This window comes from Halomonas huangheensis, assembly GCF_001431725.1.
Taxonomy (GTDB): domain Bacteria; phylum Pseudomonadota; class Gammaproteobacteria; order Pseudomonadales; family Halomonadaceae; genus Halomonas; species Halomonas huangheensis.
On record NZ_CP013106.1, the window covers coordinates 4,097,616 to 4,117,850 of the forward strand.

Annotated in this window: 19 protein-coding genes; 7 read left to right on the plus strand and 12 right to left on the minus strand. The window is 59.7% G+C overall.

What is annotated here, in order from left to right; genetic code table 11:
* Positions 1 to 24: 24 nt before the first annotated feature.
* The 8 genes from pcaH to AR456_RS17765 all read right to left on the minus strand — a co-directional run bounded on the left by pcaH (position 25) and on the right by AR456_RS17765 (position 8,270).
* A complete protein-coding gene (gene pcaH, locus AR456_RS17730) occupies positions 25 to 750 on the minus strand; it encodes a protocatechuate 3,4-dioxygenase subunit beta (RefSeq protein ID WP_021817977.1) in 726 nt (241 codons plus the stop codon).
* Between the two features lie 154 nt (positions 751 to 904).
* A complete protein-coding gene (gene pcaQ, locus AR456_RS17735; RefSeq protein ID WP_021817976.1) occupies positions 905 to 1,828 on the minus strand; it encodes a pca operon transcription factor PcaQ in 924 nt (307 codons plus the stop codon).
* Positions 1,829 to 1,857: 29 nt separating this feature from the next.
* Positions 1,858 to 2,295: a hypothetical protein gene (locus AR456_RS17740; protein WP_021817975.1), complete on the minus strand. Its 438-nt coding sequence runs from the start codon at positions 2,293 to 2,295 to the stop codon at positions 1,858 to 1,860.
* Between the two features lie 268 nt (positions 2,296 to 2,563).
* A complete protein-coding gene (locus tag AR456_RS17745) occupies positions 2,564 to 3,766 on the minus strand; it encodes an alpha/beta fold hydrolase (protein WP_021817974.1) in 1,203 nt (400 codons plus the stop codon).
* A 47-nt stretch (positions 3,767 to 3,813) separates the two neighbouring features.
* Positions 3,814 to 5,022, minus strand: a complete 1,209-nt coding sequence (gene pcaF, locus AR456_RS17750; protein ID WP_021817973.1) for a 3-oxoadipyl-CoA thiolase — start codon at positions 5,020 to 5,022, stop codon at positions 3,814 to 3,816.
* Between the two features lie 19 nt (positions 5,023 to 5,041).
* A complete protein-coding gene (locus AR456_RS17755; RefSeq protein WP_021817972.1) occupies positions 5,042 to 5,845 on the minus strand; it encodes a CoA-transferase subunit beta in 804 nt (267 codons plus the stop codon).
* Positions 5,845 to 6,663, minus strand: coding sequence for a CoA transferase subunit A (locus tag AR456_RS17760; protein WP_021817971.1), 819 nt, complete (start codon positions 6,661 to 6,663; stop codon positions 5,845 to 5,847). Before AR456_RS17760 ends, AR456_RS17755 begins: the two co-directional genes overlap by 1 nt.
* A gap of 254 nt (positions 6,664 to 6,917) precedes the next feature.
* Positions 6,918 to 8,270, minus strand: coding sequence for a class-II fumarase/aspartase family protein (locus tag AR456_RS17765; protein ID WP_021817970.1), 1,353 nt, complete (start codon positions 8,268 to 8,270; stop codon positions 6,918 to 6,920).
* A 306-nt stretch (positions 8,271 to 8,576) separates the two neighbouring features.
* On the opposite strand from AR456_RS17765, the gene AR456_RS17770 reads away from it, so the two are divergent.
* The 3 genes from AR456_RS17770 (at position 8,577) to AR456_RS17780 (ending at position 11,495) form a co-directional block, all read left to right on the plus strand.
* Complete coding sequence (locus AR456_RS17770) at positions 8,577 to 9,365, plus strand: IclR family transcriptional regulator domain-containing protein (RefSeq protein ID WP_021817969.1); 789 nt, start codon at positions 8,577 to 8,579, stop codon at positions 9,363 to 9,365.
* A 68-nt stretch (positions 9,366 to 9,433) separates the two neighbouring features.
* On the plus strand, positions 9,434 to 10,393 hold the full coding sequence (locus AR456_RS17775) for an AEC family transporter (protein ID WP_021817968.1): 960 nt from the start codon (positions 9,434 to 9,436) through the stop codon (positions 10,391 to 10,393).
* A 160-nt stretch (positions 10,394 to 10,553) separates the two neighbouring features.
* Positions 10,554 to 11,495 (plus strand): DMT family transporter, encoded by a 942-nt coding sequence (locus tag AR456_RS17780; RefSeq protein WP_021817967.1) that lies wholly within the window; start codon positions 10,554 to 10,556, stop codon positions 11,493 to 11,495.
* Positions 11,496 to 11,528: 33 nt separating this feature from the next.
* Here AR456_RS17780 and AR456_RS17785 read toward each other — a convergent pair whose 3' ends face one another.
* Genes AR456_RS17785 through AR456_RS17800 form a run of 4 tightly spaced genes read right to left on the minus strand, consistent with a single transcriptional unit; the run spans position 11,529 to position 15,787 of the window.
* Entirely contained in the window at positions 11,529 to 12,578 is a 1,050-nt protein-coding gene (locus AR456_RS17785; protein ID WP_021817966.1) for a Gfo/Idh/MocA family protein, read from the minus strand.
* Positions 12,579 to 12,611: 33 nt separating this feature from the next.
* Positions 12,612 to 13,052 (minus strand): type II 3-dehydroquinate dehydratase, encoded by a 441-nt coding sequence (gene aroQ, locus AR456_RS17790; protein ID WP_021817965.1) that lies wholly within the window; start codon positions 13,050 to 13,052, stop codon positions 12,612 to 12,614.
* The gene (locus AR456_RS17795; protein WP_021817964.1) at positions 13,052 to 13,915 is read right to left on the minus strand and encodes a shikimate dehydrogenase family protein; all 864 of its coding nucleotides are present in this window, start codon (positions 13,913 to 13,915) and stop codon (positions 13,052 to 13,054) included. The genes aroQ and AR456_RS17795 overlap by 1 nt, the downstream gene beginning before the upstream one ends.
* Before the next feature lie 27 nt (positions 13,916 to 13,942).
* Positions 13,943 to 15,787, minus strand: a complete 1,845-nt coding sequence (locus AR456_RS17800; protein ID WP_021817963.1) for a bifunctional sugar phosphate isomerase/epimerase/4-hydroxyphenylpyruvate dioxygenase family protein — start codon at positions 15,785 to 15,787, stop codon at positions 13,943 to 13,945.
* Positions 15,788 to 16,217: 430 nt separating this feature from the next.
* Between AR456_RS17800 and AR456_RS17805 the strand changes: the two genes are divergently transcribed.
* The 4 genes from AR456_RS17805 (at position 16,218) to AR456_RS17820 (ending at position 20,115) form a co-directional block, all read left to right on the plus strand.
* Positions 16,218 to 17,246, plus strand: coding sequence for a tripartite tricarboxylate transporter substrate binding protein (locus tag AR456_RS17805; RefSeq protein WP_021817962.1), 1,029 nt, complete (start codon positions 16,218 to 16,220; stop codon positions 17,244 to 17,246).
* A gap of 91 nt (positions 17,247 to 17,337) precedes the next feature.
* A complete protein-coding gene (locus AR456_RS17810; RefSeq protein WP_021817961.1) occupies positions 17,338 to 17,814 on the plus strand; it encodes a tripartite tricarboxylate transporter TctB family protein in 477 nt (158 codons plus the stop codon).
* 28 nt (positions 17,815 to 17,842) lie between these two features.
* Complete coding sequence (locus AR456_RS17815; protein ID WP_021817960.1) at positions 17,843 to 19,348, plus strand: tripartite tricarboxylate transporter permease; 1,506 nt, start codon at positions 17,843 to 17,845, stop codon at positions 19,346 to 19,348.
* Between the two features lie 65 nt (positions 19,349 to 19,413).
* Positions 19,414 to 20,115, plus strand: a complete 702-nt coding sequence (locus AR456_RS17820; RefSeq protein ID WP_021817959.1) for an HAD family hydrolase — start codon at positions 19,414 to 19,416, stop codon at positions 20,113 to 20,115.
* The last annotated feature ends 120 nt before the right edge of the window (positions 20,116 to 20,235 follow it).

Consider the following 20,235-nt stretch of genomic DNA (forward strand, 5'->3'; position numbering starts at 1 on the left):
CCTCTTGCATCACTGATTCTCGCATCACTGATTTTCGAACCAGGTCTGCAGTTCGCCACGCACCACCAGATCGAAGCGCCAGGCCAACGCGTCCATGGGACGCGAACGCGCCATGTCGAGGCGACCGATCATGGTTTGTACCGCTTCAGGATCGTTGAGGGTCTGGACGATGGGACAGATTGGAATCAATGGATCACCCTCGAAATACATCTGGGTAATCAAGCGTGTGGAGATCGACGGCCCCATGACGCTGACGTGGATATGCGCCGGGCGCCAGCTATTGATGCCGTTGGGCCAGGGGTAGGGGCCCGGCTTGATGGTGCGGAAGCGATACCAGCCATCCTCATCGGTCAGGCAACGCCCGACACCGCCGAAGTTGGGATCGAGCGGCGCGAGGTAGGCGTCCTTCTTGTGACGATAGCGACCACCGGCATTGGCCTGCCACATCTCGACCAACGTATGCGGCACCGGCTTGCCGAACTGATCGACAACACGGCCGAACAGGATTATCCGCTCACCGACCGGCAGCCCCGGTTGTTCAGCATCACGGAAGTTCATCAACAGGTCGTTGTCATGCGCTCCCATGCGCAGCTTGCGGAAGTCAGGTCCGGTCAGCTCGGAGACACTGGGGTTCTGCAGGCTGACCAGTGCCTGAGAGGGAGAACGGGGAATACTGGTCTTGTAGCCAGGCGCATAGGCGGGTGGATGCCAATTGCGATCACGCTCGACGAAGCGGCGTTGAGTTGTCATATCGGTCACTCGGGATGATTGTTGGTTATGTTTCACCGAGTGTGACGCCGAATGCAGCGCATGCCAATTGAGGCTTTCACAGCCCACCATAACCTATGGGTTATAGGAGTATCGGATTGGCGTGGCGAAATATCGGGCAGCGAGTCCCGCCAGACTACTGGGGCCTTTCCAGTGCTGCCAGGCGCAGCACCTCACAGAAGCCATGCAGCGCCGTGGTCGGCTGCATACTGGCATTCAGACACAGCCCCACCGAGCCGCCCTGCTGCTCGAACGCCAGGCTCAATTCCACCAGACTGCCGTCGTCCAGCGCTTCTGCCACCGCCTCGAAGGGCGCGATCCAGATGGCATCGGTGTCCTGCACATAGCGTCGGCTGATCGGCAATGACAGGGTTTCCAGGCATGGGCTGGGCACGCTGATCGCATGACGCGCGCAGAAGCTGTCGACCTGCTGGCGCAACGTGGTGCGTTGCGGCGGTAGCGCCCAGGGGTAGTCGATCAGCGGTTCGGCACCTTGCAACGAGACTCCCGCCAGCGGATGGGCAGCGCGCACCACCAGCCGCAATGATTCGTAGTAGAGATGCTCGAACGCCAGCTCACGGATCTCGCGTGCAGCGGTCATGCGCCCCACCACTATATCGAGCTCCCCCGAGGCCAGTCGCGAGAGCAGAAAGGCACTGGTGCCGGTGACCACCTGGATGCTGACATCCCGTCCCAGGGGCGAGCTCTGCCAACGTTGGATGGCGGTGGGCAACAAGCGACTCTCGACGGTGGATAATGCACCGACTCGCAACCAACGCTGTCCATTATGCGCATCGGCCAGTGCCTCAACCCCCTCCTCCAGCGCACGCACTGCAGGCCCGGCATGCCGCAACAGGGTCAAGCCCGCCTGAGTAAGACTGACACCTTGAGCGGTGCGCTCGAAAAGCACCGCACCGACATGTTCCTCAAGCTCGCGAATCGCCTTGGAAATCGCAGGCTGACTGATCGCCAGCGATTCGGCGGCACGCGCAAAGCTACGCCGCCTCGCCACCTCGAGAAAGGCATTGAGATGGCGCAGCTTGATGCGTTGGTCAAGCATGGAGAAGACCGGAATCCGTCAGCAGATGACTAGCCACGACAAGCGGCAAGAACCCGGTCGATCGGCGCAGAAGCGCCCTGGAGAGAAAAGCGGGCAGGATCGCCCTGATGCGGTGTCACCACGGCCACCTTGCCTCCCTGCAGCGTGGTCAGCAGACCGCGGGGCGCATCGGCGATCCAGATATCGGCCGATGACGAATGGTGTGACTCGAGACGATAGCCAATGCCATCGACCAACACATCCAACGGACGATTGAGGTCGCTACGCGACTCAGCACCGTAACCGCTGAGGGTCAGCGTCGTTTCTCCCTCACGGCACATCAGCGCCAGAGTATGCCCACCGCTGTCCGATGACTGGGCTGTCGCCCCGTCACCCAACGCTTGATGAGAGTCGGCAGAACGCCAATCCGCCCATGCGGATGTCGTCCAACCGGTAATCAGCAGCAAGAGCAGAGTTCTCAACCACATATTGCCTCCTCACCTCGAGAAAAGGGCAAACACGTCAGCGGCGGCATTGCGATGACCACCGGTGCTCGTATCGTCGCCGGCATCATAGCGCAGACGGTCAATGGATTCCCTTCCGGTGTCCGGGGCAGATGCTCGGCCCCGTGTAGTCGCCTACGGCTTGCGTCGTTGGTGCCTACCATAACGACTTCCATGAAAAGAAAACAGTGTTCTGTTAGTCCATTTTCTTCTCTCGAGGTTCCCTGGTCGCTACTCGCCCCAGCCCAGTTCCTTATCCCTTACCCCAGCCCAGTTCCTTTGCCAGCGCAAAGGCGTGGTTGGCCGCAGGCACTCCAGCATAGATCGCGACATGCATCAGTACCTGACGCAGTTCCGCTTCACTCAAGCCTATACGCTTCGCCGTCTTCAGGTGCAACGTCAATTCTTCACGTCCCAGCGCAGCGAGAATGCCAGTGGTGATCATGCTGCGTTCGCGACGTGTCAGGTCATCGTTGCTCCACAGCTCGCCCCAGGCGAGACGAGTGATCATCTGCTGGAAGGGTGCATCGAGTGACGAGGCATTGCGTGTCGAACGCTCGACGTGTTCCTCTCCCAGCACCTGCTTGCGCGTGACCAGCCCGGTATCATAGGCCACGCCCTGAGCGCCGACGTCGCCCAGATCAACGGCCAGCGAATCCAGCAGCCAGGCCGCCATACGTTCCGGAACTTCCACCGAGGGCACGTGGCCGACCTGATCGAATATCTCGACACCAATCTCGACACCAATCTCGACACCACTCCCGGCGCACTCCTCACTCAACGCCTGCAAGCTCTCCGGTGGTGTGGCGAGATCTTCACTGCCTGCCAGCAACTGCACCTTCAGCTCTGCGGCCGCCGATAGTCGGCCTCGAAAATCACTGCGCCCGAGCATTTCGCACAGCTGGGCATAGGACTCATCATCGCCGCAGGCCATGCTGGTCTGCCATCCCGCCTTGAGGGCCGGCTGCGCCTCGAATGCCGCCGGGGCGAACCAGCGCGGTACGATCTCGGCAGACATCGCCGCCAGCCCTTGCTGGCGCACACGCTGGGCGCGGGTGTTCCACATCTCACTGTTGCCGATCACCGCACCGGTATTGGTCAGCGTCACCGACAACAGCCGCTCGGCATGCTGTTCGATCAAGGTCTGGCCAATCACACCGCCGATGGACGTGCCGACATAGTGAAACTGCCCCGCGCCGATATGATCGACCAGCGCCAGCAGCTCCTCAGCCAGCTGTCCCGGGCTGATGTCACCACCTTCTGCCAGCGGTGCACTGGCCCCGTGCCCGGGCAGGTCCCAACTGAGTACACGATAACGCGGCAGCAGACGTGGCAGCAGGTCATCCCATACCGACTGGTTCATCCCCAATGGATGACCCAGCACCAGCACCGGCAGCGCCTCGGCGCCCAGAATACGATAGGCCACACTGCGGCCATTGATCTCGACAAATGCCATGCTGACTCTCCGTTGGCAAAAGCACTGCAGTTATTTCCGAATCAAGCTTACTCGACACGTTCGATCAGCGTAGCAATCCCCTGCCCCACGCCAACACACATGGTGCACAGTGCGTAGCGCTTGTGCTGGCGATGCAGTTCATGGGCCGCGGTCATCAGCAGGCGTGCCCCGGACATGCCCAGCGGGTGACCCAGGGCGATGGCACCGCCGTTGGGATTGACCCGTGGATCATCATCGGCAATATCCAGATCGCGCATGCAGGCCAGTGCCTGGGCAGCGAACGCCTCGTTGAGTTCGATAATATCGACCTCATTGATGCTGACGCCGGTACGTTCCAGCAGGCGGCGTACCGCGGGTACCGGGCCATAACCCATGATGCGCGGCTCGACACCGGCGGTGGCCATGCCGATGATCCGTGCCATCGGCTGCAGACTGTGCTGTTTGACCGCCGCTTCGCTGGCGACCAGCATCGCCGCCGCGCCATCGTTGACCCCGGACGCATTGCCCGCGGTCACCGTGCCGTTGTCACGAAACGGTGTCGGTAGCCTGGCCAGTTTCTCGAGACTGGTGCCGGCACGCAGGTGCTCATCCTGATCGAAGCTCAACGGCTCCTGCTTGCGGCGCGGTATCTGGATGGCAACGATTTCCTCGGCAAAACGTCCAGCCTGCTGCGCGGCTTCGGCTTTCTGCTGGGAACGCACGGCAAAGGCATCCTGGTCCTCGCGAGAGATGCCGAACTGCTCGGCGACATTCTCGGCGGTTTCCGGCATCGAATGCGTACCATGCGCCTTGTCCATCAGTGGATTGACGAAGCGCCAGCCGATGGTGGTGTCCTCGATCTTCTGGCCACGAGTGAAGGCACTATCGGCCTTGCCCATCACATAGGGCGCGCGTGACATGGACTCCACGCCACCGGCCAGTGCCAGGTCCATTTCCCCGGCCTTGATCGCGCGGAAGGCGGTGCCCACCGCATCCATGCCTGAGCCACACAGACGGTTCATGGTCGTGCCGGGCACCGAGCTCGGCACACCGGCCAGCAACGCCGACATGCGCGCCACGTTGCGGTTATCTTCGCCGGCCTGGTTGGCACAGCCCATGAAGACTTCCTCGATGGCAGCAGCATCAAGCCGCGGCGCACTCTCGAGCACCGCCTTGAAGATATCGGCGGCGAGGTCGTCGGGGCGTACACTCGACAGACTGCCACCGAAACGTCCGATGGCACTGCGGCGCGGGTGACAGATATACACAGCGGTCATGTTTCTCTCCTTGCTGCCATCACTGGCCGGCATGGGCACGCGCGGTGCGCGCCTTCAACTCACGCAGCACTTCGAGTTCGTGCGCATCGGGTTCCGGGGTCTGTTCGAGGTTGTCGGCAAAACGAATCTCCCACCCGGTGGCTTCCTGCACCTGCTCGCGGGTCACGCCGGGATGCAGCGAGACCACCGTCAGTTCGCGATCTTCGGGGTCAGGCTTCATCACACAAAGATCGCTAATGACCCGAGTCGGGCCGCGCCCGATGTTGGGCACGTTGTCGCGACCCTTGCCATCACGGCCGAAGCCCAGGGTGGTGATGAAGTCCACGTCACGCACGAAGGCACGCGGTGAGTGCTTGAGGGTGATGAACACCTCACCGGCATTGGTGGCGATTTCAGGCGCACCGCCGCCGCCGGGCAAACGTACCTTGGGAGCCTTGTAATCGCCAATCAGGGTGGTGTTGAGGTTGCAGTAACGATCGATCTGCGCGGTGCCGAGGAAGCCGACATTGACCTTGCCGCCCTGCAGCCAGTAGCGAAACATCTCGGGGACCGACACCGTGGTCAACGCGGACTCGCAGAGTTCGCCATCCCCGATGGATAACGGCAGCACTTCCGGGCGCGTCTGCAGGGTGCCGGATTCATAGATCAGCACCACTTCAGGAGCGTGGGTCAGGCGCGCCAGATTCGCGGCCTCGGACGGCAGGCCGATACCCACAAAGCAGGTCATGCCGTTTTCCAGCGCCCGGGCGGCGGTGACGGTCATCATCTCGGCAGAGCTGTATTCAGGAGAGCGATTTTCAAGAAAACTGCTTTCAAGGCTCATCAGGCATTCCCTCCGGTATTCATGATGTTGTCCTCGATCCAGCGCGTAAAGGCATCGCGGTCGCGGGAAATGCTGTCCCACTCCTTGTAGAAGCGGTTGTCACGCGGGTAGTAGCCATGGGCGTAGGATGGCAGCGAGCCCTTCTCGGCCACGGCAATGGCATCGATTGCCCAGCCCGGAATCACGCAGGCATTGGGATGGGCCTGCAGATCATCGACGATCTCCTCGACGGTCACGATGCTGTGCTTCGCGGCCAGTACCGCCTCCTTCTGCACGCCAACGATGCCCTCGACCAGCACATTGCCGGCACGATCGGCCTTCTGTGCGTGCACGATCGACACATCCGGGCGCACCGAGGGCACCGCGGCCAGGCGCTCGCCGCTGAAGGGGCATTCGATGAAACGAATCTGGTCGTTGACACTGGGCAGCTCACTGCCGACGTAACCACGCAGTACCGCCAGCGGTAAGCCAGCGGCACCGGCTTCGAAGGCACAGGCCATGGCGGCATGGCTGTGTTCGAGAATCTCGATCTGATGGGGCCAGCCCTTCTCGACGGCATCACGCAGACGATGCAGGGAGCCGACACCGGGATTGCCTCCCCAGGAGAAGATCACCTTCTTCGCACAGCCAGCACCGATCATCTGGTCGTAGACCAGGTCAGGGGTCATGCGAATCAGGGTCAGGTCACGCCTGCGCTGACGGATGATCTCGTGCCCGGCGGCAACGGGAATCAGATGGGTAAAACCCTCCATGGCGACGGTGGCTCCGTCCTCGACGTAGCGCGCGACCGCGTCATGCAGGCTGAGAATCTCGGCCATGATGGTTCGCCTCTGTGCTGTTCACCCGCTGCGATCGGTACAGGACGCCAGCGATTCCGGTCACTCTCGTTGCCGGCCTGGCTACCGCATCATCCATCGATTCTCGTATCGATCAATGATGTTCGCTATGTGAACATAGGTTTGTGATACGAACAAAATAATCCTGTGTTTGAGGCGCGTCAAATGCACAAACAACAGCGGGGGTGGCCCATTGCCACCCCCGCATTCATGTTTAAACCATTATTTTCAGATAGTTAAAAAGAATCCAACCACTCGACGGCACGCTTGACCTGGGCCTCGCTGCTACCAAGGTATAAAGCGGGGTCGCTCGCTTTTTCCAACTCAGCCAACGAAACCCGCCCAGCAACATCGGGATATTGCTCGGCAAGCAGTCTCTCCAGCACCTGGCTGTAGGCCTCTGAACTCTGCCGAGCCTGTTCGGAGGCCAGTGAGGCCAGCATCCTGGCCTTGTCCACTCCCAGTTGCGGTGCCAGCAAGCCTGCGACAGGCTCGGCCATGATCGCCCCTCCGGTAATCGCAAGGTTGGCGCGCATGCGCTCCGGAAACACTTCCAGACCTTCCAGCAGCTCGGCACTCAACTCCAGTGCGCCTTCCAGCAACAGGACCATTTCACTCAGCGGTGCCCACTCGGCATGCCATTCTCCCAAACCTCGCTCCAGTGGCTGCGCCATGGCGTTGATGATCACGCCTGTATGACCATGGATGCGCCTTGCCGCCGTACGAATGCGCGCACAGCGCACCGGGTTACGCTTGTGCGGCATGGATGACGACTCACCCATTCCCGGCGCTGAAGGCTCGCTGACTTCCCCCACCTCCGTCTGGGTCAGCAGAGCGATATCCAGCGCCAGGCCATCAGCAGCGCCAGCGATGGCATCCACGGCAGTAGCCAATGCATGTACCGGTTGTCGATCGGTATGCCAAGGCAACACCGGCGTCGCCAGGCCCATACGCTGGGCAACATCATCCATCAACGCCAGGCCTTGCTCTCCCCAGCCGGAATGCACGCCAACGGCACCGCCGAACTGCACCGGCAGTCCCGCTGTACTCAGCGCTGCCAGACGCCGCCGTGCGCTCTCCAATCCCATGGCCCATTGTGCCACCTTGACGCCGAAGGCCATCGGCAGTGCCTGCTGCATCAGCGTGCGACCGACCATCGGCGTCTTCGAGTGGCAGCGCATCAACGCAATAGCCGACTCACGACAGCGCAGCAATAACTCATCAATGCGCGCCAGACGTGGGGTCAGCAGGTGCATCAAGGCCGAATCGATCACGTCCTGGCTGGTCGCACCGAGGTGCCAGTAGCGCCGCAGCTCTTCAGGCAGTGTCGCACGCGCTTGTTTTACGAAGGGAATCGCCGCATTACCTCCGCTGGCGACACCGGCGGCGATGCGCTCGACATCGAATTCATGAGCCTCGAGAACTTCGCGCATCCGCTGACTCGTTCCGTCGGGCATATGACCGTGCTGCTCATGCGCCTCGGCAAGCGCCAGCTCAAAGGCCAGCATCGACTTCACCAGCGCTTCGTCACGGCAGGATTCGAGGGCAGCCTGACTCATGAAGGGGCGGCTCAACAGGGCTGAAGGCATTGATGAATCTCCACAAGTCGTAATGCTGTTGGGCGAGTTGGAAGTAGAGCTATCGGGCAGTCTGGGAACAGGCTACTGGAAAAAAGTCGTACACATGTTCGCACTTCGAACAACTATGCTAGATTACCCGATAGACTCCGGGCAAGCGCCCGGACTGATGTCCTTATCACTGATACCTCTATCACTGATGCTCTTATCAACACGGGGTCAGGGCATGCACAGTACAGCGGTCACCAGCGACGAGAGGCAGGTCACCGCGATTGTTTCTGTGTTTCCCGACCCGCGTAAACCTTGCAGGATGCCAGTATGGATACGGCCCAACAGGATGCCTTGAGCCCCGATGATCGCGACTTTGTGACCGCACTGGCCAGCGGTCTGGATGTCATCCTCGCCTTCGACGACAGCCACCCACGCATGACACTCAGCGAAGTGGCGTCGCGTACCGGCATGAATCGCGCCCGGGCCAGACGCTTTCTGCTGACCTTGCATGCGCTGGGCTATGTGCGCAAGGACCAGCGATACTTCGAACTCGCCCCTCGGGTACTACAGCTCGGTTATGCATTTCTCTCGGCCAACAATTATCGAAGTGTCATCCAGCAGGTACTGGAGGACATTACCGCCGAATCAGGGGAATCCTCATCGCTCGGCGTGCTCGATGGCAATGACATTACCTATGTCGCGCGTTCAGCTTCTCGCCAGCGACTACTGGCCATCACCCTCTCCGTAGGCACGAGACTACCCGCGGCCTACACCTCCATGGGCCGTGTACTGCTGGCCCAGTTCAGCGATGCTGAATTGGACACATGGCTTGAGGGTGTGCAGTTGGAAGGCCACACCGACAAGTCGATCACTGACCCGGTGGAGCTGAAGAAGGCCATCCTGGAAGTGCGCCAGCAAGGCTATGCCATCGTTGATCAGGAACTGGATTCCGGTCTGCGTTCATTGGCGGTGCCATCCTTCGACGCCCATGGTCAACTGATCGGGGCCATCAACATCAGTACCAATGCCGCTCGCGTCAAGATCGACACCCTGCTGCGTCAGTATCTGCCGATGTTGCAGGACAAGGCGCGCCAGATTCGTGCCCATGTCAGCTAACGACGCCCTGAAGAGCCAGTGTCTACTGAATAGCCGATGTCTGCTGAAGAAGCACAGGAGCTGATAGCGTGCTCGATATCCTGACGATCACCGCTCCCATCTTCCTGTTGATTGGCATCGGTTATCTGGCTCGTTGGCGCGGCTTGCTGTCGCCCGTACAGCTCTCGGGAGTCGGCACCTTCGTGCTGTATTTCTCGCTACCCGCTCTGGTCATCAAGGCGCTGACCCAGAGCCCGCTTGAAGACGTGATCAATGCTCACTTCCTGCTCGCCTATGGCATGGGATCCTTGATTACTCTAGCCCTGGTTCTGTACGCCGCGCGCCACTTCATGCGAAAACCGCTTGGCGAGGCAGCAATCCAGGCTCTGGGCATGTCGGCATCCAACAGCGGCTTTATCGGTTACCCGGTGGCAGCGCTGGTGCTCGGCCCTGTCGCTGCGGGCAAGTTTCTGGCGATGTGCATGATGGTCGAGAATCTGCTGATCATTCCTGGCGCGTTGATTCTGGCCGAAGCGGGTCAGCAGCGCGATGTCAGCGCCGGCGTCCTGGTACGCCACACATTACAGCGCCTGGCACGTAATCCGATAATGATCGGCCTGGCCTTTGGGCTTACCGTGGCCATCAGTGGTATATCCCTACCATCGCCGATCGAGAGGGTCATCGAGATGCTGGCTTCCGCCTCGGCTCCTGCTGCGCTGTTTGTCATCGGCGGGACGCTGTATGGGCTCAAGCTCGGCGGTATGTGGCGCGATATCGTCACCATCGCCAGTGGCAAGCTACTGCTCCATCCGCTACTGATCATCAGTTGCTTTCTCGCACTGACACTAGTGGTGCCGGATCTCGACGTCATGTTGCTGGCCGGTGCTCTATTGTTTGCCAGCTGTCCGATGATCAGTGTCTACCCTCTGCTGGGGGCGCGCTTCAACATGGAGGGTGTTGGCTCCGCGGCACTGATGGTCAGCACCCTGGGCAGCTTCATCACATTGAGTGCAGCGATCTGGTTGGTCAACCAACACCTGCTCAACTGACAACGAGCGCCACTCAGCAGAACACTCAATATAGATTCACCTGATGCCCACAATCTTCATCTCACCAACATAAAGATGAACACAGAAAGATGCATTGCTAACGACTTTACCTTACGCTGCGAATTGCATTTCCTGTCACCGCACCATGCTTCGGAGCCTTATGCCCAGTTCTCGCTCTCCTGCCCCCGAAGCGACTCCGATTCAAGATTCAGCGGCCTCCCTTCCGCCCCCCCAAATCGTCAATCGCGACCGTCCTCTCAAGGGCATCGGTTACATGCTGGCGGCGGGACTGCTGTTCACCATGCTCGACACCGGCGTCAAGACGCTGGCTCAGGACTATTCACCGGTACAGGTCGTCTGGGCGCGCTATATCGGCCATGTGGTGATTCTGCTCGGCTACTTCCTGTGGCTGGGAAGAAGTGCTGGCGGAGCCATGCTCAAGACCACCTCTCTGACCGGTCAATGCCTGCGTGGTCTACTGCTGCTCGGCGCCAGCACCTTCGCCTACCTGGCCTTCCGCAGCCTGCCGTTGCTGCAGGTCTACGTCATCAATTTCAGCTCACCGCTGCTGGTCACGCTACTGGCCATCCCGCTACTCAAGGAACGTGTCAGTTGGCGTCAGGCGCTGGCGATTGTAGTCGGATTTGCTGGTGTGGTGATCTGTGTCGGCCCGGTGGATTGGCGCAGCGAGCCCGCCATCCTGCTGCCCTTCGGCCTGACGCTATGCTTTGCGCTCTACCAGTTGACCACCCGACGCTTCGGGCGCGAGGATCATCCGCTGACCTCGCTGTTCTACGCTGGGTTGGCAGGCGCCATCGTCAGTAGTCTGGTAGTGCCTGCGTTCTGGTCGAGCATCGACCCACGGCATCTGCCGCTGTTCATGTTTGTCGGCCTGATGGGAGCAGGAAGCCAGCTAACACTGATTCTGGCGATGCGCTATGCGCCTGCATCACTGGTATCGCCCTTTCTCTATCTGCAGATCATCTGGGCAGCACTGTTCGGATTCGTGTTCTTCGGCGACATTCCGCGCTCTGAAACCTGGATTGGAGCCGCGCTGATCAGCGTGGCAGGCGTGGTGTTAGCGGTGAGCAAGCGGCGCTAACCTGCCAGCGACACCTGACACCAGCACCAGCCGTCAGTCGACCAGCATATCGCTGACCAGAACCCGACCACCCTCACCAGCAGCCCGGCTCACCGCCAGCGTCGCGGCAAGCGTCATCACGCCTTCTCGGGCGCTGACGACAGGCGCGGCCTCGCCACGTGCCACAGCAATGAAATGTGCCAACTGCTCGGGATAACAGTGAGTGCGCGGCGGCTGTAGCCTCTCCTTGAGCAACGCGCCCTTCCAATCCCCTCCACGGTCATGCCGCCAGAGCTCCATGCCCGGCACACTCAAGCTCGCCTGACGCCCGCCAATCACATAGCAGTCATTGGGATAATGTGGAAAGGAAGGAGACTGTCCGGATGCCACGTCCCACATGAAAGGGGATGGCACTGCATCACTGCCGAGGAAGGTACCGATGGCTCCGTTGGCGAAGTTGATGACCACGGCAAAACTATCTTCAACCTCGAAACCACGAGCCCTGGAGCCCGTCGTCGCCTGAACACTTTCTACTTCGCCGCACAGGAAGCGCAGGATATCGATCTCGTGAATCAGGTTGATCAGGATCGGGCCGCCTCCCGCTTCACGACGCCAGGCCTGGTCGAAGTAGTCATCGTTCTTGCGGCATAGCCACATGCCATTGACGGCAATCAGATCGCCGAGCTCACCGGCCTGAATCGCCCGCCGAGCTTCCACCATGTCCGGGCTATGGCGACGGTGATGCCCCACCAGCATGGGCACTCCTGAGGCCTCACTGGCTTCGGCGAGCTCCCGGCCTGCGGCAAGAGTATCAGCAATCGGCTTTTCCATCAGTGTCGGCAGGCCGCGCTCGATACAGGCAAGACCCGCCTCGCGGTGCAGCGCGTTGGGCAGCGCCACAATCACCGCATCCAGTTCCACACTATCGAGCATGGCGTGATAGTCAGCGAAGAAGGCGACACCGGGCTCTGTCGCCAGGGCCCGGCCTTCCTCGGTAACATCGGCAATCGCCGCCAGTTGCGCATCGGCCGATGCCTGTACTAGAGCGATATGCTCACGACCGATGATACCCGCGCCCATCACGCCAATACGTAGCAGTGACATTGTTGATTTCCTGTAATCAGCGTTTTTCCCGAATCAGTTTTCCCGAATCAGTGCGTCCAATGCCGCATGGTAGCCCTGACTACCTAGACCCGCGATAACACCATCGGCACGCAGCGAGACATAGGAGTGATGACGGAAGCTCTCGCGCTTGTGGACATTGGAAAGATGCACCTCGATGACCTTGCCGTCGAAGGCGTTGAGCGCATCGAGAATCGCCACCGAGGTATGGGTATAGGCCGCCGGATTGATGATGATCGCGTCGCTGCCATCGAGGCGCGCCGCATGAATGGCATCGATCAACTCCCCCTCGTGATTGCTCTGCAGGGTGTTGATATCCCATTCCTCGAGCAAGGCATGCTCACGCAGGGCATTATCGATATCGGCCAGCGTCTGATGGCCGTATATCTCCGGCTGACGAGTTCCCAGCAGGTTGAGATTCGGTCCGTGCAATACCAGAACCTTGCCCTTGCTCATCACAGATTCTCCTTCAACAATTCTCGCCGGTAGTGGGCAAACAAGGCCATTGCCTGTTCTTCGGCAGCGGCACGCTTGCTGTCATCCTCACAGAAGTGCTTGAAGGCGTCCACGCCCTGGAACACGAACAGGCTGACTCCACTGATCACCGAGGCCCCCACCGCTTTCGCTGCGGCAATGAATTCCGTCACCGCCGGCACATAGACGGCATCGAAAATCCAGTGATGGGCCTGCACCAGTTCGGGTGGCAAGGGGCAGCCAGGACTCTTTTCATGACCAACTGGCGTGCAGTTGATCAGGCCATCGCAGCGCGGGGCCTCGTCGACGAGCTGCTGTGTCGGCAAGGCTCGAGCCTTGAACCCGAAACGCTGCAGTTCGGCCGCCAGTTGCTTTGCCCGGTCATGATCGAGATCCACCAGCAATACCTCGCTGGCCCCCAACTGGGCGATGCCAAAGGCTACCGCCTTGCCGACACCACCGGTGCCGATCAACAGCACTCTACCGGGCGCACGTTCACCGAGCGTTGCCCGATAACCACGCATGAAGCCGGTAAAGTCGGTGTTCTCGGCGACCACACCATCGGCCTCGAAGACCAGCGTATTGGCGGACCCAACCATGCGGGCACCATCACTGACACGGCCCGCCAGTCCGACCGCCTGCTCCTTGAAGGGATAGGTGACATTGACGCCGCGATAGCCCGCCGCCATGACATCACGCACGGCGGCCTCGAGAGATTCGATGGGCTGCTCATTGGCGTCGAACAGGTCATAGCTGGCTTCGACACCAATCAGCTTACCGAGCCGTACATGCAGGTCTGGTGAACTGGAATTGAGAATCGCCTTACCGATCAGTCCAAGTTTCATCGCATCTCTCCCGATTCAGTTATCGACTCAGTGCCGAGCAGATTGCGCCGCTAGACGGATACCGGCGTTGGCTTCGCCATAGCGTTGGTAGTTGCCACGCCGCTCGACGATCTCGAAGAAGAAGCGTCCAGAGAAGGTATCGGTGTAGGCATGCAGAAAGTCACCATCATCGCGACGGTCAAAGAGGATATTGCGTGAGCGCAACCCCTCGACAAACTCGGGGTCCAGATCGAAGCGAGCTTCCAGATCATCGTAATAGTTGGCGGGGATACGCAGCAGCGGTAACCCTCTGGCCTGTAACTCGTCCACCGTGGCGTGGATGTCATCACTGGCGAAGGCAATCTGCTGCACCCCTCCCCGGAACTCGCTCAGGAAGCGTCCTGGAGAAGTGTCCCGGGCCTGAGAAACGGTCAGCGGAATACGGATGCTGCGATCAGGGCTATTGACGGCCTGACTGACCATCATTCCATGGGGATCAACTATCTCGTGCTCTGTCTCGGCCTCGAAGCCGAGAACGGTGTGATAATAGAGCTGCCAACCCAGCAACTGAGTGGCCGGCAACACATAGGAAAGATGGTCGATGCGCTGCAACCCCGCCTCGTCACGACTGGCCTGGTCGAACAGTTCGAAGTCAGTCCGCCATTGATGGTCCTTCGCCGACGGCTCATCGACCAGATAGATCAAGCTACCCTCGACACCGCGCAATGCCGGAATTTCCATCTCGCCTTCGGCAACCTGGCCGCGATAGACCGGAGCCTTGTAGGCACGCGCACGGGCCAACGCCGTATCGACATCATCGACTCGGAAGCCCACCGCACATACTGAGGTACCGTGCAGTAGACGGAAGGTGTGGGCAAAGCTGTCGGTTTCGAAGTTGAGCACCAGATGGATATCACCCTGCTTCCATAGTTCGACATTCTTCGAGCGATGGCGACCAACATGTCGAAAGCCCAGCGCACCGATGAACTCGCCAAGCGGCGCGGCACTGTCCTCATCAAGAGTGAACTCGATGAAGTGTATCCCGCGATAATCACTCGCGGCAGGAAGCGCGTCAGCCCAATGCCCCTCCGGCACCAGGTTCTCGAGATAGATCAGTGAACGCATGCCATCCATGGCGGTGACATCTGCCGGCGCAGCACGAAAGGCGTCGCTGAATATTTCGTGGGACAGTGGTCCGCGATAGCCAGTCTTCGCCAGCGCTGACATGAAGCTCTTGAGTGGCAACCTGCCCTGACCAGGAAAACAGCGAAAATGGCGGCTCCACTGCAACACGTCCATATCCAGCAAAGGCGCATCCGCGACCTGCACAAAGAAGATCTTCTCGACGGGAATATCGGCAATCGCCGCAGGGTCATGGCCACGCGAGAGAATATGAAAGCTATCGAGCACCAGGCCCAACGCCGGGTGGTCGGCTCGCCTGACCACATCCCAGGCATCACGGTAATCGGAGATATGCCGCCCCCAGGCAAGCGCCTCATACCCGATGCGAAGACCTCGAGCGGCGGCCCGCTCTGCCAGCTCATACAAGTCGGCAACCATCTGATCACGATCATCGAGTGCCTGGGGCGAAACATTGCTGCACACCAACATGAAGTCGGTGCCCAGTTCCTGCATGACATCAAACTTGCGCTCGGCACGTTGCAGATTACGTGTCCGAGCAGGCTCTGGCATGGCCTCGAAGTCTCGGAAAGGCTGGAAGGCGACGATTGCCAGACCCAGTCGCTCACAGAGCAGCCGCACATCGCCGGGCGAGCCATCGAAGGAAATCAGATCATTCTCGAATATCTCGACGCCTTCAAAACCTGCGCGAGCAATGGCTTCAAGCTTGGAGCGCAGGTCGCCACTCAAACACACCGTCGCAATAGCGCGCATACTATCCTCCAGGCGCTGGCCCCGCGCATGCCGCAGAGACACGCCAGTTTGTCATGGGTCCCGTATATAGGGCATTTGCCGCCACAGACACAAATGTTCGTATAGCGGCCTTGTGTTCGCATTATGCACGACAAACAGGGCGTGATGGCAAGCCTACCCTTTCAATACCCTTATGCTTCACGACCATGGTAGAAGATGGGGCGACGAAGCATTGACACACTGCTGACGCCAACCTAATGTTCGCATAAAGCACTTTAGTTCGATAGGCGAACTTAAATTCATACAGGTACGCTATTTATACAGCTACGCTGGATCGCTATCGAAGCACACCTTCAACACTCACCATCTGCCCCATAAGAAGGGCACTGCCGGATACAGCAAATACTCGTTTCCCCTACGGCAGAATCAACAAGATATCCCGGAGGATTCCATGTTTCATTCCGTCTTGAAGACGCTGGCCATACCGATGGCAGCGACACTCAGTACCATGGCTATGAGTAGTCAGGCACTTGCCGAATATCCTGAGCGCAACATCACCGGCACGATTCAGTGGGGCGCCGGCGGCGCCACCGATAATGTTGCACGTAGCCTGACACCGCATGTCGAGGAAGAGCTCGGCACCAGCGTGATACTGACCAATCGTCCAGGCGGCACCGGCGTGATCGGTATGAACTACGTCATGACCCAGCGCCCTGATGGTTACAGCCTGCTCTACGGCGCCGAGAACCCCCAGCTCTATCGCTTGATGGGACTGGCCGATTTCGGCTACGACGACATGCATACCATCAATATCATCGGCCAGGGACTGGTGGTCATTGCCGCCCCCGCGGATAGCCCGTTCGACAACCTGTCCGAACTGCTCGAATACGCCCACGAGCATCCGGGTGAGTTGCGTATGGGGGGTACCGGAGCCGGTGGGCTGCCAAGCACCGTGCACGCGATGATCAACTCGGTTGATGATCTCGACGTACGCACCGTGACGTTCGGTGGCGACGGCCCCGGCATCACTGCCATGCTTGGCGATCACATCGACTTCATGCCACTCAGTCTCGCTGCCGCTGGCGAACAAATCCGCAGCGGCAAGATGAAGGGACTGGCGGTACTGACCAGCGAGGAAATCGAGGCTCTGCCCGGAGTCCCCCCGATCACCGAGGCACTGCCGGACATCGACGCCTTCCTGCCCTGGGGCCCGTTCTGGGGTGTCTTCGTCCGCGAGGAAACACCGGATGAGGTCAAGCAGCAACTCGAGGATGCTTACCGCAACGCCGTGGACAACGAGCAGTTCCAGACGTTTCTGGACAACTTCGGTGCCGAACCGCTCAATCTGAGCGGTGAAGAAGCCCAGCAGTATCTCGACAACTGGCAGTCAGTGACCGGATGGTCGATGTTCGAGGCGGGCAGCGTCGAAGTCTCTCCAGAAGAACTGGGGATTCCGCGTCCCGGTAAAAGCGCTGAGTAAACCGTGATGAAGGTCGGCGCTGCCCTCAGCGCCGGCTGGATACTCACAGGCACCTGAGCCGAGCATCGCTCGGCCATCCTGGAGTTGAGCAATGAAAGACAGATACGAACGCGTCCAGCCTGGCGAGAAGGTCTTCGACTGGCTGCTGCTGCTTTTCAGCGGTGGTCTGCTCTACGAAGCATGGCGAGTCGACGGCATACCGTCGCTGAACTCACCCGGCACGTTTCCCGTCGGCCTGGCCTTGATCATGATTGCCGCCTGCCTGGTGATTCTGTTCAGCCACCGGCGTAAACGTCGTGCCCCCGAGTTGACCACCGCAGGTGATGAACTCAAGGCCTTTGTCGCCGAGCACTTCCAGCCACATATCATCGTGTTCTCGGTAATCTCGATCATCTACCTGGTTGCCATATCGTGGCTGAGCTTCTATCTCAGCACCTTTATCTTCCTGGCCGCGATGTTCATCTATTACCGAGGCGGCAAAGTACTGAGTTCGCTGATCATTTCCAGCGTATCCATCGCCATCATCTACGTCCTGTTCACGCTGGTTTTCCGCGTCTATCTGCCGTGAACCCCAGCAGTGAACTCGGAGCCCTGCCATGACTGACACTCTCCACTATTTCCTGATGGCCTGGATCGATCCGCACCTGCTGTTGCTGACCGCTCTAGGCACACTGGGCGGCATCTATATCGGAGCCATTCCTGGCCTGTCCGTGACCATGGCCGTGTCCATCCTGATCTCCTTTACCTTCGCCTGGGACATCAATGATGCACTGGCGCTGATGGTGGGTATCTATGTAGGTGGGGTCTACGGCGGTTCACGAACCGCGATCCTGCTCAATATCCCCGGCGCCCCCTCGGCGGTGACCACTGCCTTCGATGGCTACCCACTGGCCCAGCGTGGTGAAGCGGGGCGCGCCATCGGCCTGAGCACTGTGATGTCGGTCATCGGCGGCCTCCTCGGCACCTTGATTCTGGCCGGAACCGCGCCATATCTGGCCGACATGGCGCTGGAGTTTGCGCCTCGCGACTACTTCCTGATTGCCGCACTCGGTCTGCTGCTGGTCAGCACCCTATCCGGCAAGTCATTGGCTAGAGGTATATTTTCTGTCGCACTGGGCTCCGCGATTGGCCTGGTCGGTCTCGACCAGGTGACGGCACAGCCACGCCTGACCATGGACAACATGCAGTTGTTGGGTGGCATTCATTATGTGGTGGTAATGATTGGACTGTTTGGCGTCGCCGAAGCCTTCTACCAGTTGCATAACCTCAACAAGGTGCCGATCAAGCAGAAGGTCGACAAGATCATTCCGCCCCTCAAGCTGGTGTTGAAGTTCCTGCCACTATCAATGCGCTCGGGAGTCATCGGGGTCGTCGTCGGTGCACTTCCGGGAACCGGTGGCGATATCGCCTCGCTGTTCGCCTATGACCACGCCAAGCGCAGCGTCAAGAATCCCCGGGTTCCTTTCGGAGAAGGTGCCTACGAGGGGCTGGTAGCACCGGAAACCGCCAACAATGCGGCGGTAGGTGGTGCCTACGTACCGATGCTGACCCTCGGCATGCCGGGTGATGCGGTCACGGCGGTGATCATCGGTGCACTGGTCATCCACGGCCTCAATCCCGGCCCGATGCTGATGATCGAGACACCGCATATCTTCTGGTTCACCGTCGGCAACCTGATGCTGGCCAACATCTTCCTGCTGATCTTCGGCCTCACCGGCATCAAGATCTTCACCAAGGTCGTCGAGGTTCCCAAGGCGATCCTCATCCCCTTGATCCTCGTGCTGTGTGTGGTCGGCACCTACTCGATCAACAGCAATATGACCGAGGTGTACTGGATGCTTGGCTTTGGCCTGCTTGGCTATTGGCTCAAGGTGTTCGGCTTCCAGATGGGTCCGATCATCCTCGGGGTAATCCTCGGCCCATTGCTCGACAAGACCTGGCGCCAGGCGATGTCCTCGGTCGGTGACAGCGGCAGCGCATTTCTTCTCGAACTGGTCAGCAATCCGCTATCGCTGGTGCTGACTAGCGTCATCGTGCTGGTATTGATCGGTCAGACACCACTTCCGGCCTGGCTACGCAGCAAATTGAGCCGTCAATCCTGAGACTGACCCGCAGGCTGCTGTTGAACGGCAGCCTGCGGGTACCAGCGCATGATCAAGGATTTCCCGTGTTCGACTGCCCTTCCCTTGCCACGCCAGGCCCAGCACTGCCTTCGGCTCTGGTATTTGACTGCGATGGGGTCATTCTCGATTCGGCCACCCTCAAGCGTGATGCCTTTGCGGCGCTCTATGACGACCAGCCACGCGTCATTCGCGAGGCAGTTCGTGCCTACCTGGAACGGCGTGGCGGTCAACCACGTGAGGTCAAGTTCCAGCATATCGAAGGACAGATTCTCGGCCGACCGCCGAGTAACCAACGCATCGAAACCCTGTGTAGATGCTTCAGGACAGTCGTTGCCGAGCGCATTGCCCAGGCGCATTTGATTGGTGGTGCCTTGGCAACTCTGCAACATTGGCATGGCCAGTGCCCGTTGATCCTGCTGTCGGCAACACCACAGAGAGAGCTTGATGAAACCGTGGAGCAACACGCTCTGACACTCTGGTTCGATGAAGTGATCGGTGCTCCACCCGACAAGGTCACGGCGCTCGGCAACCTGCTGGTTCGTCGCCAACTGCCGCCCTCACGAACAGTGATGATTGGCGATTCCTACAATGACTTCCGCGCCGCACGTTCCAATGGGACGGCATTCATCGGCGTCGTCGCGGCGGACAGCGACATGCCCTTTCCTTCCGACACAGCCATCGTCAGCGACCTGTACGAACTCAATGCCCAACTCAAGGAGCTGCTTGGCCAAGGATCCTCCGAATAATTCCATCCGTGGAATTATTCAGTGACACCAGCCCACAACAAGTGATGGGCTGGTTCACATTTTCAATGACTTGCAGCCGCCAGAAGGCGGGTAAGCATCGAAAATGCCTGGTGCGTCCCT

Coding starts and splice junctions, on each gene's coding strand:
- AR456_RS17815 (WP_021817960.1), top strand. CDS start 17,843: ATGACTGACACTCTCCACTATTTCCTGATGGCCTGGATCGATCCGCAC.
- AR456_RS17810 (WP_021817961.1), top strand. CDS start 17,338: ATGAAAGACAGATACGAACGCGTCCAGCCTGGCGAGAAGGTCTTCGAC.
- AR456_RS17795 (WP_021817964.1), bottom strand. CDS start 13,915: ATGAAACTTGGACTGATCGGTAAGGCGATTCTCAATTCCAGTTCACCA.
- AR456_RS17765 (WP_021817970.1), bottom strand. CDS start 8,270: ATGCCTTCAGCCCTGTTGAGCCGCCCCTTCATGAGTCAGGCTGCCCTC.
- AR456_RS17780 (WP_021817967.1), top strand. CDS start 10,554: ATGCCCAGTTCTCGCTCTCCTGCCCCCGAAGCGACTCCGATTCAAGAT.
- AR456_RS17760 (WP_021817971.1), bottom strand. CDS start 6,663: ATGGCCGAGATTCTCAGCCTGCATGACGCGGTCGCGCGCTACGTCGAG.
- aroQ (WP_021817965.1), bottom strand. CDS start 13,052: ATGAGCAAGGGCAAGGTTCTGGTATTGCACGGACCGAATCTCAACCTG.
- pcaH (WP_021817977.1), bottom strand. CDS start 750: ATGACAACTCAACGCCGCTTCGTCGAGCGTGATCGCAATTGGCATCCA.
- AR456_RS17770 (WP_021817969.1), top strand. CDS start 8,577: ATGGATACGGCCCAACAGGATGCCTTGAGCCCCGATGATCGCGACTTT.
- AR456_RS17785 (WP_021817966.1), bottom strand. CDS start 12,578: ATGTCACTGCTACGTATTGGCGTGATGGGCGCGGGTATCATCGGTCGT.
- AR456_RS17745 (WP_021817974.1), bottom strand. CDS start 3,766: ATGGCATTTGTCGAGATCAATGGCCGCAGTGTGGCCTATCGTATTCTG.
- pcaQ (WP_021817976.1), bottom strand. CDS start 1,828: ATGCTTGACCAACGCATCAAGCTGCGCCATCTCAATGCCTTTCTCGAG.
- AR456_RS17755 (WP_021817972.1), bottom strand. CDS start 5,845: ATGAGCCTTGAAAGCAGTTTTCTTGAAAATCGCTCTCCTGAATACAGC.
- AR456_RS17805 (WP_021817962.1), top strand. CDS start 16,218: ATGTTTCATTCCGTCTTGAAGACGCTGGCCATACCGATGGCAGCGACA.
- pcaF (WP_021817973.1), bottom strand. CDS start 5,022: ATGACCGCTGTGTATATCTGTCACCCGCGCCGCAGTGCCATCGGACGT.
- AR456_RS17740 (WP_021817975.1), bottom strand. CDS start 2,295: ATGTGGTTGAGAACTCTGCTCTTGCTGCTGATTACCGGTTGGACGACA.
- AR456_RS17800 (WP_021817963.1), bottom strand. CDS start 15,787: ATGCGCGCTATTGCGACGGTGTGTTTGAGTGGCGACCTGCGCTCCAAG.